The 12,335-nt window shown below is 72.9% G+C and carries 15 protein-coding genes; 8 read left to right on the top strand and 7 right to left on the bottom strand.

All coding sequences use genetic code 11. From position 1 onward, the window contains the following. Positions 1 to 64 precede the first annotated feature (64 nt). From ACIGO8_RS03595 to ilvA, 3 genes are all read right to left on the bottom strand, one after another. A complete protein-coding gene (locus ACIGO8_RS03595; RefSeq protein WP_399723313.1) occupies positions 65 to 910 on the bottom strand; it encodes an ABC transporter permease in 846 nt (281 codons plus the stop codon). Continuing rightward, on the bottom strand, positions 907 to 1,980 hold the full coding sequence (locus tag ACIGO8_RS03600; protein ID WP_399723315.1) for an ATP-binding cassette domain-containing protein: 1,074 nt from the start codon (positions 1,978 to 1,980) through the stop codon (positions 907 to 909). Before ACIGO8_RS03600 ends, ACIGO8_RS03595 begins: the two co-directional genes overlap by 4 nt. A gap of 243 nt (positions 1,981 to 2,223) precedes the next feature. Continuing rightward, the gene (gene ilvA, locus ACIGO8_RS03605; protein WP_399723317.1) at positions 2,224 to 3,471 is read right to left on the bottom strand and encodes a threonine ammonia-lyase; all 1,248 of its coding nucleotides are present in this window, start codon (positions 3,469 to 3,471) and stop codon (positions 2,224 to 2,226) included. Positions 3,472 to 3,628: 157 nt separating this feature from the next. On the opposite strand from ilvA, the gene ACIGO8_RS03610 reads away from it, so the two are divergent. The 4 genes from ACIGO8_RS03610 to ACIGO8_RS03625 are packed head-to-tail and all read left to right on the top strand — an operon-like array spanning position 3,629 to position 5,126. Continuing rightward, entirely contained in the window at positions 3,629 to 4,141 is a 513-nt protein-coding gene (locus tag ACIGO8_RS03610) for a MarR family winged helix-turn-helix transcriptional regulator (RefSeq protein WP_399723319.1), read from the top strand. 57 nt (positions 4,142 to 4,198) lie between these two features. Next, the gene (locus ACIGO8_RS03615) at positions 4,199 to 4,645 is read left to right on the top strand and encodes a sigma factor-like helix-turn-helix DNA-binding protein (protein ID WP_399723320.1); all 447 of its coding nucleotides are present in this window, start codon (positions 4,199 to 4,201) and stop codon (positions 4,643 to 4,645) included. Beyond that, positions 4,642 to 4,893, top strand: a complete 252-nt coding sequence (locus ACIGO8_RS03620; RefSeq protein ID WP_399723321.1) for a hypothetical protein — start codon at positions 4,642 to 4,644, stop codon at positions 4,891 to 4,893. Before ACIGO8_RS03615 ends, ACIGO8_RS03620 begins: the two co-directional genes overlap by 4 nt. Positions 4,894 to 4,934: 41 nt before the next feature. Then, complete coding sequence (locus ACIGO8_RS03625) at positions 4,935 to 5,126, top strand: DUF1059 domain-containing protein (RefSeq protein WP_399723323.1); 192 nt, start codon at positions 4,935 to 4,937, stop codon at positions 5,124 to 5,126. Positions 5,127 to 5,244: 118 nt separating this feature from the next. Here ACIGO8_RS03625 and ACIGO8_RS03630 read toward each other — a convergent pair whose 3' ends face one another. After that, entirely contained in the window at positions 5,245 to 6,399 is a 1,155-nt protein-coding gene (locus tag ACIGO8_RS03630; RefSeq protein ID WP_399723325.1) for a cystathionine gamma-synthase, read from the bottom strand. Between the two features lie 80 nt (positions 6,400 to 6,479). On the opposite strand from ACIGO8_RS03630, the gene ACIGO8_RS03635 reads away from it, so the two are divergent. Together ACIGO8_RS03635 and msrA are read left to right on the top strand one after the other, a co-directional pair. Continuing rightward, positions 6,480 to 7,583 carry a hypothetical protein gene (locus ACIGO8_RS03635; protein WP_399723327.1) on the top strand — a complete coding sequence of 368 codons (1,104 nt, stop codon included), beginning with the start codon at positions 6,480 to 6,482 and terminating at the stop codon, positions 7,581 to 7,583. A 202-nt stretch (positions 7,584 to 7,785) separates the two neighbouring features. Further along, on the top strand, positions 7,786 to 8,445 hold the full coding sequence (gene msrA / locus ACIGO8_RS03640) for a peptide-methionine (S)-S-oxide reductase MsrA (RefSeq protein WP_399723328.1): 660 nt from the start codon (positions 7,786 to 7,788) through the stop codon (positions 8,443 to 8,445). Positions 8,446 to 8,483: 38 nt separating this feature from the next. Here msrA and ACIGO8_RS03645 read toward each other — a convergent pair whose 3' ends face one another. Further along, positions 8,484 to 9,242, bottom strand: coding sequence for a helix-turn-helix domain-containing protein (locus ACIGO8_RS03645; protein ID WP_399723330.1), 759 nt, complete (start codon positions 9,240 to 9,242; stop codon positions 8,484 to 8,486). Positions 9,243 to 9,294: 52 nt separating this feature from the next. Here ACIGO8_RS03645 and ACIGO8_RS03650 point away from each other — a divergent pair, with 52 nt between their 5' ends. Then, positions 9,295 to 9,738: a VOC family protein gene (locus ACIGO8_RS03650; RefSeq protein WP_399723332.1), complete on the top strand. Its 444-nt coding sequence runs from the start codon at positions 9,295 to 9,297 to the stop codon at positions 9,736 to 9,738. Here the strand turns inward: ACIGO8_RS03650 and ACIGO8_RS03655 are convergent. Both ACIGO8_RS03655 and ACIGO8_RS03660 read right to left on the bottom strand, forming a co-directional pair. Next, positions 9,724 to 10,083: a DUF1330 domain-containing protein gene (locus tag ACIGO8_RS03655; protein ID WP_399723333.1), complete on the bottom strand. Its 360-nt coding sequence runs from the start codon at positions 10,081 to 10,083 to the stop codon at positions 9,724 to 9,726. The two genes, ACIGO8_RS03650 and ACIGO8_RS03655, sit on opposite strands and share 15 nt — an antisense overlap. A gap of 148 nt (positions 10,084 to 10,231) precedes the next feature. Continuing rightward, positions 10,232 to 11,275, bottom strand: a complete 1,044-nt coding sequence (locus tag ACIGO8_RS03660; protein WP_399723334.1) for an NAD(P)-dependent alcohol dehydrogenase — start codon at positions 11,273 to 11,275, stop codon at positions 10,232 to 10,234. A 129-nt stretch (positions 11,276 to 11,404) separates the two neighbouring features. Here ACIGO8_RS03660 and ACIGO8_RS03665 point away from each other — a divergent pair, with 129 nt between their 5' ends. Next, complete coding sequence (locus ACIGO8_RS03665) at positions 11,405 to 12,271, top strand: helix-turn-helix transcriptional regulator (protein ID WP_399723336.1); 867 nt, start codon at positions 11,405 to 11,407, stop codon at positions 12,269 to 12,271. Positions 12,272 to 12,335: the final 64 nt, after the last annotated feature.

Raw genomic sequence — 12,335 nt, forward strand, 5'->3', positions numbered from 1 at the left:
TTTCGTCGGCGAAGGGCCGGACCCCTGTGCAGGGGTCCGGCCCTTCGTCACGTCCGGCTCCGGCTCACGCGGTCGCCGAGCGGTACTTGCGCACCGAGAGCGACCGGAAGACCGCGATGATCAGCAGCGACCAGAGCAGCGAGGCCCAGACCGGGTGCTGCATCGGCCAGGCGTCGGACGGCGAGACGCCGGGATTGCCGAAGAGCTCGCGGCAGGCCTGGACGGTCGCGCTGAACGGGTTCCACTCGGCGATGGGCTGGAGCCAGGACGGCAGCTTGCTGGAATCCACGAACGCGTTGGAGATGAACGTCACCGGGAAGAGCCAGATCAGTCCGCCGGAGGTGGCGGCCTCGGGCGTGCGCACGGAGAGGCCGATCAGGGCGCCGATCCAGGAGAACGCGTAGCCGAGGAGCAGCAGCAGGCCGAAGGCGAGCAGCGCCTTGGGGACGCCCTCGTGGATGCGCCAGCCGACGAGCAGGGCGACGATCACCAGGACCACCACGGTCAGCGCGGTCTGCACCAGGTCGGCGAGGGTGCGGCCGGTGAGGACCGCGCCGCGGGCCATCGGCAGGGAGCGGAAGCGGTCGATGAGGCCCTTGTGCATGTCGTCGGCGATGCCCGCGCCCGCGCCGGCCGTGGCGAAGGTGACGGTCTGGGCGAAGATGCCCGCCATCAGGAACTCGCGGTAGACCTCCGGCGAGGTGGAGGTGCCGATCTGCATGGAGCCGCCGAAGACGTAGCTGAACAGCACCACGAACATGATCGGCTGGATCAGGCCGAAGATGATCATCTCGGGGATGCGCATCATCCGGATCAGATTGCGCTGGGTGACGACCAGCGAGTCGCTGATCGACCGGGCGAGGGCGCCGCGCGGCTTCGGCGGCGCCGGCGTGCGGGTGGTCGCGGTCACTTGGCGGCCTCCTTCGCCTTCGTACGCCTGCCGCGGGCGTCCTTGCCGTCCTTGCCGTCCTTGCCGCGGGTGTCCCTGCCGCCGGCGCCCGGCCCGCCGCCGTCCTCCTCGCCCTGTTCGGCCGCGTGGCCGGTGAGCGAGATGAAGACGTCGTCGAGGGTGGGGCGGCGCAGTCCGATGTCGTCGATCTCGACGCCGACGGCGTCGAGATCGCGGATGACCTCGGCGAGGAGCTTGGCGCCGCCGGTGACCGGGACGGTCAGCTTGCGGGTGTGGTCCTCGACGGTGATGTCGGCGTGGCCGACGCCGGGCATGCCGTAGCGGTGGAGGACCTCGCGGGCGGGCGGGATCATCTCGCGCTCGTGGACGACGACCTCGACGCGCTCGCCGCCGGTCTGGGCCTTGAGCTGGTCGGAGGTGCCGCGGGCGATGACCTTGCCCTGGTCGACGACGCAGATGTCGTGGGCGAGGTGGTCGGCCTCCTCCAGATACTGCGTGGTGAGCAGGAGCGTGGTGCCGCCGGCGACCAGTTCCTGGATGACCTCCCACAGGGACTGGCGGTTGCGCGGGTCGAGGCCGGTGGTCGGCTCGTCCATGAACATCACGGGCGGCGAGACCACGAGCGCGGCGGCCAGGTCGAGGCGCCGGCGCATGCCGCCGGAATACGTCTTGGCGGGGCGGTCGGCGGCGTCGGCGAGGTTGAACCGCTCCAGGAGCTCGTCCGCGCGGGCCTTCGCCCGGCTGCCGCTCATCTGATAGAGCCGGCCGACCATGCGGAGGTTCTCGCGGCCGGTCAGATACTCGTCGACGGCGGCGAACTGGCCGGAGAGGCCTATCGAGCGCCGCACCTCGTCGGGATGCCTGAGGACGTCGATGCCGGCGACGGTGGCGTGGCCGCTGTCGGGTTGGAGGAGCGTGGTGAGCACGCGCACGGCGGTGGTCTTTCCCGCGCCGTTAGGGCCGAGCAGTCCGAGGACGGTGCCTTCGGGCACGTCGAGGTCCACGCCGTCGAGAGCTCGTACGTCGCCGAAGGTCTTCACCAGACCTTCGGCGTGGATCGCGCCTGGCATGTGGGTTCTCCCAGCGAGTTTTGGCGAGATTTGAGCGTTTCTGACCAAGTTTAGGGACGCCGAACGGTCCCCGCCCGGCGCACCTGTGGCCCGCCTCACAAGCTAACGCGATACATCGCGACACACAACCGATGTGCGACAGGCGGCCGAGAACACCCCGCGCCGGCGAGCCCGACGGGCTGCGGGCCGCGCCGCCGACGGTCCGCGCGCCGACGGGCAACGACGGCCGCGGGCCCGCGCGGCTCAGCCCAGGACCGTGTACCCCGCGTCCCGCAGCGCGCTCGCGACCTCCTCGCAGTGCTCCGGGCCCTTCGTCTCCAGGTGCAGTTCCACCTCCGCCTCCGTGAGCCCGAGCCGCGGGTCGGTCCGCACATGGCTCACGTCGAGCACGTTCGCGTCGACCACCGTCAGCACCGCCAGCAGCGTCGCCAGGACGCCCGGCCGGTCCGTCACCTTCAGGCGCAGGCTCAGGTAGCGGCCCGCGGCCGCCATGCCGTGCCGCAGGATCCGCTGCATCAGCAGCGGGTCGACGTTGCCGCCGGACAGCACCGCCACCACAGGGCCCCGGCCGCGAAAGGCCTCCGGGTCGGCGAGCAGGGCCGCCACCGGGCTCGCGCCGGCCGGCTCGACCACCAGCTTCGCCCGCTCCAGGCAGAGCAGCAGCGCCGAGGACAGGGCGTCCTCCGAGACCGTGCGGACCTCGTCCACGTACTCCCGGACCAGCTCGAACGGCACGTCCCCGGGCCGCCCCACCTTGATGCCGTCGGCCATCGTCACGGGCGACTCGACCGCCACCGGATGGCCAGCGGCGAGCGACGGCGGATACGCGGCCGCGCCTTCCGCCTGCACGCCGACCACCCGCACGTCGGGCCGTACCGACTTCACCGCGAGACCGATCCCGGCCGCCAGACCGCCGCCGCCGACGCCCACCAGGATCGTCCGCACCTCCGGGCACTGCTCCAGGATCTCCAGGCCCACCGTGCCCTGCCCCGCGATGACGTCCGGGTGGTCGAAGGGATGGATGAAGACCGCGCCGGTCTCCCGCGCGTAGTCCTCGGCCGCCGCGAGCGTCTCGTCCACGACATGGCCGTGCAGCCGCACCTCCGCCCCGTACTCCCGGGTCGCCGCCACCTTCGGCAGCGGGGCGCCCACCGGCATGAAGACCGTCGCCCGCACGCCCAGCAGCCGGGCGGCCAGCGCCACGCCCTGCGCGTGGTTGCCGGCCGAGGCGGCGACCACTCCGGCCGCCCGCTGCTCGGGCCGCAGCCCCGCGATCCGCACGTACGCGCCGCGCAGCTTGAACGAACCGGTCCGCTGCAGGTTCTCGCACTTCAGGTGGACCGGCGCCGCCACCAGCGACGACAGGTGCCGGCTGCCCTCCATCGGCGTCGTCCGCGCGATCCCGGCCAGCATCTTCTGCGCGCCGCGCACGTCGTCGAGGATCAGCGGCGGGTGCTGCGGGTGCAAGGCGTCTGACGCGCGATAGCTCATGACCGCCAGTCTCCCAGCTCACACGGGCCGCGGCCGCCCGGACGGCGGACCCGGCATCCGTTCGCAGCCGGATCCCGCAGGGCCGGTACGGAGCCGGTCCGGTCCGCGTACTCTGTCCCCCACCAACCGACCACCGCACGAGAGAGCCACCACAGCCATGCCCACATCTCAGGACATGACGACTGAGCTTGACCCCGGTCTCCTCGACGCCCTCCAGCACCAGGTGGCCCTCTTCGCCCGGCGGGCCGAGCAGACCCGGCTCGGCGGCACGGGACAGCTCCGCAACTCCATGGACCGCGCCGCCTACCTGCTGCTCAACCGGCTCGACCAGGAAGGCCCGATGGGCGTGAAGGCGCTCGCCGCCGGCATGGGCATCGACTCCTCCACGGTCACCCGCCAGGTCGCGCCGCTCGTCGACACCGGCCTGGTCAAGCGCACCTCGCACCCGGAGGACGGGCGGGCCGTGGTGCTCCAGCTCTCCGCGCGCGGCCAGGCCCGCCTGGAGGAGGTCCGCGCCTCGCGCCGGCAGCTGATGGCGGAGGTGACGGACGGCTGGACGCCCGCCGAGCGCGACTCGTTCTGCACCCTGCTCACCCGCTTCAACTCGGCCCTGTCGGCACGGCAGTCCGGCCTGCCCGCCGACCGCGAGGAGTCCGCGCCGAAGTCGTGACCCGGCGCCTCGGGCACGGGTCTTGACCACGGGCCCGCGCTGTCCTCATATGAGGACGTGCGCGAGTCGAATGACGGCCATCGTGGCGAAAACGTCGCCCGCACCCGGGAGTTCACCGCCTTCGTGGCCGGGGCGTCGGGGCGGCTGCTGCATGCCGCGACGCTGCTCACCACCGAGCCCGCGCACCGCAACCCGCTCGCCCAGGCCCTCCTGACGGCCGCCCTCGCCCACACCTACGCGCACTGGGACCGGCGGCGCGGCGAGGATCCGTACGACCTCACCCGCTCCGACCTCGCCACCCGCTTCGCCCGCACCGCCTGGCGCTACCACCGCGGCCGCGGCGGAGTGCTCTCCGCGCTCACCCCGCAGGAGCGTCTGGTGGTCGTGCTGCGGCTGTACGAAGGCGTCGCCGAGGAGCAGACGGCCGCGCTGCTCGGACTGCCCGAGGAACGGATCCGGGCGGTGTGCGCCCGGTCGGTGAGCGCGCTGCGGGAGGCCTCGTGAACCGCCACGAGCGCAAGGAGGACGAGGTCCGCCGGATGATGGAGACCGGGCATCCGCACGTGCCGGGCGACCTGGCCGCGCGGGCCGTCGCCCGCGGCGCCCGGCTGCTGCGCCGGGACCGCACGGTGCGCCGGATCTGGTGGACGCTGCTCGCCCTCGCGGCCCTCGCCTTCGTGGTCTGGGCGTCGGTCGTACGGCCCTGGGAGGTGCCGCCGGCCGGCACGACGCCCCCGCTCGAAGGCTGGTGAGGACCGGCCTAGCCTGGAGAAGGGGCCGATAGGAGGTCGGCATGGCCAGGAAAGCAAGCGACTGCCGTGACACCCCGAGCGTCTCCGGCTGCAGCCTCTACATCTCCGGCGAGGAGGAGGAAGTGATCCGGGCGGCGGCCGAGCACATGGTCTCGGTGCACGAGCACACGGACAGCCCGGAGATGCGGGAGGAGATCCGGGCGAGCCTGAAGGACCCGGTGGCCGGTACCTGACCCGGACGGCGACGGTCCCGTACGCGCACGGGCCGGGCCCTCTTCACGAGGTGCCCGGCCCTCCGGCTCCGGCTCCGGCTCCGGCTCCGGGAAACGCTCCTCCGGCGCCGGGGTGCGGTCAGCCCAGCGCCTCGCGCAGGTCCGCGATCAGGTCGTCGGCGTTCTCGATGCCGACCGACAGGCGGACCAGGTCCGCCGGGACCTCCAGGGCCGAGCCCGCGACGCTCGCGTGCGTCATCCGGCCCGGGTGCTCGATCAGCGACTCGACGCCGCCGAGCGACTCGCCCAGCGTGAACAGCTTGGCGCGGTTGCAGACCTGGACGGCCGCCTCCTCGCCGCCCTCCACGCGGAACGAGATCATGCCGCCGAAGGCGCGCATCTGCTTCGCCGCGACCTCGTGGCCCGGGTGCTCCGGCAGGCCCGGGTAGAGGACCTGGGTGACCTTCGGGTGCTGGGTCAGCATCTCGGTGACCTTGCCGGCGTTCTCGCTGTGCCGGTCCATGCGCACGGCGAGGGTCTTGATGCCGCGCAGCACGATCCAGGAGTCGAAGGGACCGGCGACGGCGCCCATCGCGTTCTGGTGGTAGGCCAGTTCCTCGCCCAGCTCCGCGTCGGCCGTCACCAGGGCGCCGCCGACGACGTCGGAGTGGCCGCCCATGTACTTGGTGAGCGAGTGCACGACGACGTCCGCGCCGAGCGCCAGCGGCTGCTGGAGGTAGGGCGAGGCGAAGGTGTTGTCGACGACCAGCTTCACGCCGGCCTGGCGGGCCACGCCGGCGACGGCCTCGATGTCGGTGATGCCGAGCAGCGGGTTGGAGGGCGTCTCGACCCAGATCAGCTTGGTGCGGTCGTTGATCGCGCCGCGCACCGAGTCGACGTCGGAGGTGTTCGCCACGGAGAAGTCCACGCCCCAGCGCTCGACGACCTTGGCGAAGAGGCGGAAGGTGCCGCCGTAGGCGTCGTTCGGGATGACGACGTGGTCGCCGGGCACGAGCAGGGTGCGCAGCAGGCAGTCCTCGGCGGCGAGCCCGGACGCGAAGGCGAGGCCGCGCCGGCCGCCCTCCAGCGCCGCGAGGTTCTCCTCGAGCGCGGTACGGGTGGGGTTGGCGCTGCGGCTGTACTCGTAGCCGCCGCGCAGCCCGCCCACACCGTCCTGCTTGTAGGTGGACACCTGGTAGATGGGCGGGACGACCGCGCCGGTCAGCGGGTCGGCGGTGTTGCCCGCGTGGATGGCGCGGGTCTCGAAGCTCTGGTGGGAGTGCTGGTCGCTCATGAGTCAGGAGCGTAGTCCCGTCGCGGCCCGGTCGCCGGTCGTCTCAACAGGCGTCCCGGAGCGTCCTGGACAATGGACGCATGGAGATTCTCTGGTTCCTGTTCGCGCTCGCGCTGCTCTTCGGCGTCATGAGCCCTCTCGTGCTGCGCCGGCGCCGCGGCATCCGGCCGGTGGCGCCCGGCTCGCCCGACGCGGCGGACCCGGAGGCGTACGGATTCCTGCGCCAGGAGGAGCAGGACGTGCGGCTGCCGGGCCCGGACCGGGATCTCCTGGACGTGCTCGACGTCGTGCAGGCGACGCAGGACTGGCGGGCCGCGTCCCAGCTGCTCAAGGGCACCGAGGCGGAGGGCGAGATCCGCTGGCAGCGGGTCCAGGCCTTCGCGGGCGCCGCCTCGCTGGAACTGGCCGGACGGCCGGGCGCCGGCGGCGCGTGGCTGCGCTCGTGGCGGGCGGAGGCGCCGAAGGACCCGGGCGGCGCGCAGGTGTACGCGGAGTTCCTGGTGCAGCAGGCGTGGCGCACGGCCTCGGCCGGCACGGAGGACTTCCGGGTCATCCTGGAGGAGGCGCGGTCGGCCTGCGAGCAGGCGGGGCTGCTGGCGCCGGGCGACCCGGTGCCGTACATCTCGCTGCTGGCGGTGGCCCGTGGACTCGGCTACTCCCACGAGGAGTTCGACCAGGTGTGGGCGAAGGTCATCGACCGGGCGCCGCAGCACATGGGAGCGCACCTGGCGGCGCTGCACTACTGGTGCGAGAAGTGGCACGGCTCGCGCGAGGAGGCGGACCACTTCGCGACGACGGCCGCGGCCCGCGCCCCGCAGGGCTCGCTGCTGGCCGCGCTGCCGCTGTTCGCGGTCTTCGAGAACCGGCCGGAGTTCGTGGTCGGCGTGGACTTCTACCGTACGGCGGTGGTGACCAGGGCCGTCGCGGGCGCGATGTACGCGGTGCACTCGGCGCGCTCCGACGACCCGATGCTGGCGCACGTGCGTCATCTGCTGGTGCAGTTCCTGATGTGCTCCGAGCGCTGGGAGGAGGCGATGCGTCTGCTGGTGCGGGTCGACGGCTACGTGGGCGCGCTGCCGTGGACGCTGAGCGAGGACCCGGCGGCCGCGTACACGGTGTGCCGGAACCTGATCGTGGCGGGTTACGAGTCGAACGGCGGCAGCCCGGCGGCGCTGGCGCGGTAGACCGCGGGGCGGGGCGGCGGGCGCCGGTGGGCCCGCCGGGCCGGAGCCGGGGCGGGGCCGCGGGCGCCGGTGGGCCCGCCGGGCCGGGCCCGTGGGCGGGGAATCGCGGGGCCGTGGCCGGCGTTGTGCGGGAGGGTGTCCCGACGACCGGGCCGGATCGGCGAGACATCCCCCAGGGCCCACCGCCGAGGAGAGATGCAGCATGTTCCTGTCCCGAACCCCCGTCCTCCCCACCCCCGACCAGGCCCTGCGCGGGCGCCCGGAGCCCGAGTTCCAGGTGCCCGAGCGCCACACCGTCCTCGGCACCCCGCTCCTCGGTCCGTACCCGGAGGGGCTGGAGGTCGCGGACTTCGCCCTGGGCTGTTTCTGGGGCGCGGAGCGCAAGTTCTGGCAGACCGAGGGCGTGTACACGACGCTCGTCGGCTATCAGGGCGGCCACACGCCGAATCCGCTGTACGAGGAGGTCTGCTCGGGCCTCACCGGCCACACCGAGGTCGTGCGCGTGGTCTTCGACCCGTCGAAGGTCTCCTACGAGCGCCTCCTGAAGCTCTTCTGGGAGTCCCACGACCCGACCCAGGGCTTCCGTCAGGGCAACGACGTCGGCACGCAGTACCGCTCGGCCGTCTACACCCACTCCGCCGCGCAGGCCGCGGCCGCCGAGGCCTCCCGCGCCGCCTACCAGCAGGTCCTGACCGGCTCCGGCTACGGCACGATCACCACCGAGGTCCTCCCGGCCGACGGCCGCACCTTCTACCCGGCCGAGGGCTACCACCAGCAGTACCTGGACAAGAACCCGGCGGGCTACTGCGGCATCGGCGGCACGGGCGTGTCCTGCCCGATCGGCGTCGCGAAGGCGGACTAGCCGGACCAGGCACCCGGCCCGGGCCATCTGGGCGGGTGTCAGGACCAGAGGAGGATCGCCGCGGCCGGTGCGTCCGACGGGTGGAGCATCGAGACGGTGTACGCCCGGGAGCCGGGCACCTCGACCGTGCGGGAGGTGAAGACGCCCACCGAGCGGCAGGCCCACCAGGCGCTCAGGTCGGGCCGCTCGGTGGTGAGGAGTGCGGTCAGGGCGCGCAGGCCGGGGTCCTCGGGGCGGGCGCGGGTGCGGGCGTGCCGGAAGAGGTCCACGGCGAGGGACTGCCAGCCCGGGAGCAGCCGCTGGTGGGCCGGGTCGGCGGCGAGCAGCAGGAGCAGGTTCCGGCGCGGCTCGGGCACGTCCGCCGGGTCGGGGAAGACCCGGGTGTAGGCCTCGTTCCAGGCCGTGAGGGCGAGGGCGCCGTCCAGGAGGACGGCCGGGCGGTCCGGCCAGCTGTGCAGGAGGGCGGCGGCGGCCGCTGCCTCGTCCCGCGGCGCCTCCGGCGGGGCGTATCCGGCGAGCCGCAGCACATGGTCGCGGGCGTCGGTGTCGAGGCGCAGGGCGCGGCCGACGGCCTCCAGGACCTCCCGCGAGGTGTCCACGCGGCCCTGCTCCAGCCAGGTGTACCAGGCGACGCCCACGCCCGACAGCGCGGCGACCTCCTCCCGGCGCAGGCCCGGTGTGCGGCGGCGGCCGGCGCCGGCCGGCAGGCCGAGGTCGGCGGGCGAGAGCAGCTCCCGGTGGGCGCGCAGGAAGCCGCCGAGTTCGCGGCGGCGGGCGAGCCTGTGAGTGTCGGTCACAGCATGAACGCCTTTCTGGTCCGCGTCCGTTCGGACGACGAGGCTCGTGGCCATGAGTGAAGACGTCATCCGCGAAGACACGGCCGTCCTGTGGCGGCTCAACAACGACTCGTCCGGGCTTGCTTCCCCGCGCGCCCTGATCAGGGTGTTCACCGGCCCGGGCACGCTGGAGGAGCTGACGGAGCGCTACGAGCGCGTCCAGGGAGTGCGGCGCGACATGTGGTTCACGTATCCGGAGAAGCGCCTCGGGCTCGCCGTGGTCGGCGGCTTCCTGCTGGTGGAGGGCGAGGCGGGCGATCTGGCGCCGTTCCTGGACGTGGACGGCACCCTGCTCGTGAACGACGCCGGCGCGCATCTGGAGCGGCTGCTGGCGGAGGGCGGCGAGGTGCTCGATCCGCTGCGGCCGGTGCCGACCGGGTCCGGTTTCACGGCCCGGCACCCGGACGGCACGGTGGTGGAGTACGTCGAGCACCGCCCGGACTCACTGGGCCGCTGAGCGGGAAGCGGCGCGCAGGGCCGCGCCGGTGGCGGCGGCCCGGTAGCCCTCCGGGACGCCGTCGATCAGGAGGACGTCGCCGGCCATGTGCCGGGTGCGCAGCGGGATCAGGGCCTGGTAGGCCTCGGAGTCGTACCAGCCGCGGGCGCCCTCGTACGTCGGGAAGCCGATGATGACGACGGCGCCGGGCCAGGTGCCCTCGCGGACCTCGCGGGCGGGTGCGCCGTGCACGAGGAAGTGGCCGCCGAAGGGGTCCAGGGTGTCCTGGATGCGCTCCATGTAGGTGAAGACCTCCTCGTCGAGGACGGGCTTCGGGTGCAGGTTTCCGATGGCGTACGCGGTCATGGGAACAGCGTGCCGGGGCATGGCGTACGGGTCGATTACCCCGCACGTCATGCCCCGGCCCCGCCCGCCCGGAGTCCGGGGCCGGAGCTCGCCGGGGGCGGCTCCGGGCTCCGGGCTCCGGGCTCCGGGCTCCGGGCTCCGGAGGGGATCAGATCGTGGCCGCGTCGATCACGAAGCGGTAGCGCACGTCGGACGCGAGGACCCGCTCGTACGCCTCGTTGACCTGGTCCGCGGTGATCAGCTCGATCTCGGCGCCCAGGCCGTGCTCGGCGCAGAAGTCCAGCATCTCCTGCGTCTCGGCGATGCCGCCGATCATCGAGCCGGCCAGCGTCTTGCGGCCGCCGATGAGTGAGAAGAGGCCGACCTTGACCGGCTCCTCCGGCGCGCCCACGTTCACCAGGGCGCCGTCGGTCTTGACCAGGCTCAGGTAGGCGTCGAAGTCCAGCGGCGCCGAGACCGTGGAGATGACGAGGTCGAAGCTGCCGCGCAGGGCGGTGAAGGTCTCCGGGTCGCTGGTGGCGTAGTAGTGGTCGGCGCCCAGCTTGAGGCCGTCCTCCTGCTTCTTCAGGGACTGGCTGAGCACGGTCACCTCGGCGCCGAGCGCGTGGGCGATCTTGACGCCCATGTGGCCGAGGCCGCCGAGGCCGACGATGGCGACCTTCTTGCCCGGGCCGGCCTGCCAGTGGGCGAGCGGCGAGTAGAGGGTGATGCCGGCGCACAGCAGCGGCGCGGCGACGTCGAGCGGGATGCCGTCCGGGATGCGCAGGGTGTAGTTCTCGTCGACGACGATGTGGGTGGAGTAGCCGCCGTAGGTGGGCTCGCCGGTCTTGTCGAGGCCGTTGTAGGTGGGCGTGCCGCCCGTGACGCAGTACTGCTCGAGGCCGCGCTCGCAGTACTCGCAGGCGCGGCAGGAGTCGACGAAGCAGCCGACGCCGACGCGGTCGCCGACCTTGTGCCGGGTGACACCGGCGCCGACCTCGGTGACGATGCCGGCGATCTCGTGGCCGGGGACCATGGGGAAGATGCCCTCGCCCCAGCCGTTGGTGGCCTGGTGGATGTCGGAGTGGCAGATGCCGGCGTACTTGATCTCGATGAGCACGTCGTGCTCGCCGACGGCACGGCGCGGGACGGTGGTGCGCTCCAGCGGAGCGCTGGGGGCGGGTGCGGCGATGGCGGAAACGTTCGTGGTCATGGTGGCAAGCCTGCCGGAGTGTTCCGCGTTCACCCAGGTCACTGCTCTGCCTACGACCGGTGTGCCTACCACTGGCAGGGTCAGGAACGTACGTCCGTCCGCGCGCCGGAACGGGAATACTGGGGAGGTATGGACCTCAGTGCCGAACTCAGCGAATTCCTCCGCACCCGCCGGGCGCGCCTGAAGCCGCAGGACGTGGGTCTGCCCGAGTTCGGGCGTCACCGCCGGGTGCCGGGGCTGCGCCGCGAGGAGCTGGCGCAGCTGGCCGGGGTGTCGGTGGCGTACTACACGCGGCTCGAGCAGGGCAACGGCAGGAACGTGTCCACGGAGGTCCTGGACTCGATCGCGCGGGCGCTGCGGCTCAGCGACACCGAGCGGGCGCATCTGACGCACCTGGCGAAGCCGACCGTGAAGAAGCGGCAGCGCGCGGCGATCGCCCGCCCGCAGAAGGTGCGGCCGGGTCTGGCGCATCTGCTGGACGCGATGGAGGGCGTGCCGGCCTTCGTCCTCGGGCGGCGCGGCGACATCCTGGCCTGGAACCGGATGGCGCGGGCCCTGATGGGCGACTTCGCCACCTGGGAGCCGCACGAGCGGAACATGGCGCGGATGGTCTTCCTGGACCCGAACGCGCGTGATCTGTACCTCGACTGGGAGTGCAAGGCGACCGAGGTCGTCAGCGTGCTGCGGCTGTACGCCGGGATGTATCCGGACGACCAGGAGCTGTTGTCCCTGGTGGGCGAACTGTCGGTCCGGAGCGAGGAGTTCCGCTCGCTGTGGGCGGCGCACACGGTGACGGACAAGGGCCACGGCTCGAAGCGGCTGCGGCATCCGCTGGTGGGCGAGATGACGCTGATGTACGAGTCGCTGAAGGTGTCCGGCGACGACCCGGACCTGGTGCTCGTGACGTATCACGCGGAGCCGGGCTCGCCGTCGGAGGACGCGCTGCGGCTGCTGGCGCAGTGGGGCGTGGACGAGCCCGTCGACGTACGGGAATGAGAGGACCCCCTCGCCCGGAGGCGAGGGGGTCTTCCGGTCCTGCCGGTCCTGCCGGCGGGCGGGT

The organism is Streptomyces sp. NPDC053493, from assembly GCF_044544825.1.
Lineage (GTDB): Bacteria > Actinomycetota > Actinomycetes > Streptomycetales > Streptomycetaceae > Streptomyces.

Coding starts and splice junctions, on each gene's coding strand:
- ACIGO8_RS03600 (WP_399723315.1), bottom strand. CDS start 1,980: ATGCCAGGCGCGATCCACGCCGAAGGTCTGGTGAAGACCTTCGGCGAC.
- ilvA (WP_399723317.1), bottom strand. CDS start 3,471: ATGAGCTATCGCGCGTCAGACGCCTTGCACCCGCAGCACCCGCCGCTG.
- ACIGO8_RS03610 (WP_399723319.1), top strand. CDS start 3,629: ATGCCCACATCTCAGGACATGACGACTGAGCTTGACCCCGGTCTCCTC.
- ACIGO8_RS03625 (WP_399723323.1), top strand. CDS start 4,935: ATGGCCAGGAAAGCAAGCGACTGCCGTGACACCCCGAGCGTCTCCGGC.
- ACIGO8_RS03630 (WP_399723325.1), bottom strand. CDS start 6,399: ATGAGCGACCAGCACTCCCACCAGAGCTTCGAGACCCGCGCCATCCAC.
- ACIGO8_RS03635 (WP_399723327.1), top strand. CDS start 6,480: ATGGAGATTCTCTGGTTCCTGTTCGCGCTCGCGCTGCTCTTCGGCGTC.
- msrA (WP_399723328.1), top strand. CDS start 7,786: ATGTTCCTGTCCCGAACCCCCGTCCTCCCCACCCCCGACCAGGCCCTG.
- ACIGO8_RS03650 (WP_399723332.1), top strand. CDS start 9,295: ATGAGTGAAGACGTCATCCGCGAAGACACGGCCGTCCTGTGGCGGCTC.
- ACIGO8_RS03655 (WP_399723333.1), bottom strand. CDS start 10,083: ATGACCGCGTACGCCATCGGAAACCTGCACCCGAAGCCCGTCCTCGAC.
- ACIGO8_RS03660 (WP_399723334.1), bottom strand. CDS start 11,275: ATGACCACGAACGTTTCCGCCATCGCCGCACCCGCCCCCAGCGCTCCG.
- ACIGO8_RS03665 (WP_399723336.1), top strand. CDS start 11,405: ATGGACCTCAGTGCCGAACTCAGCGAATTCCTCCGCACCCGCCGGGCG.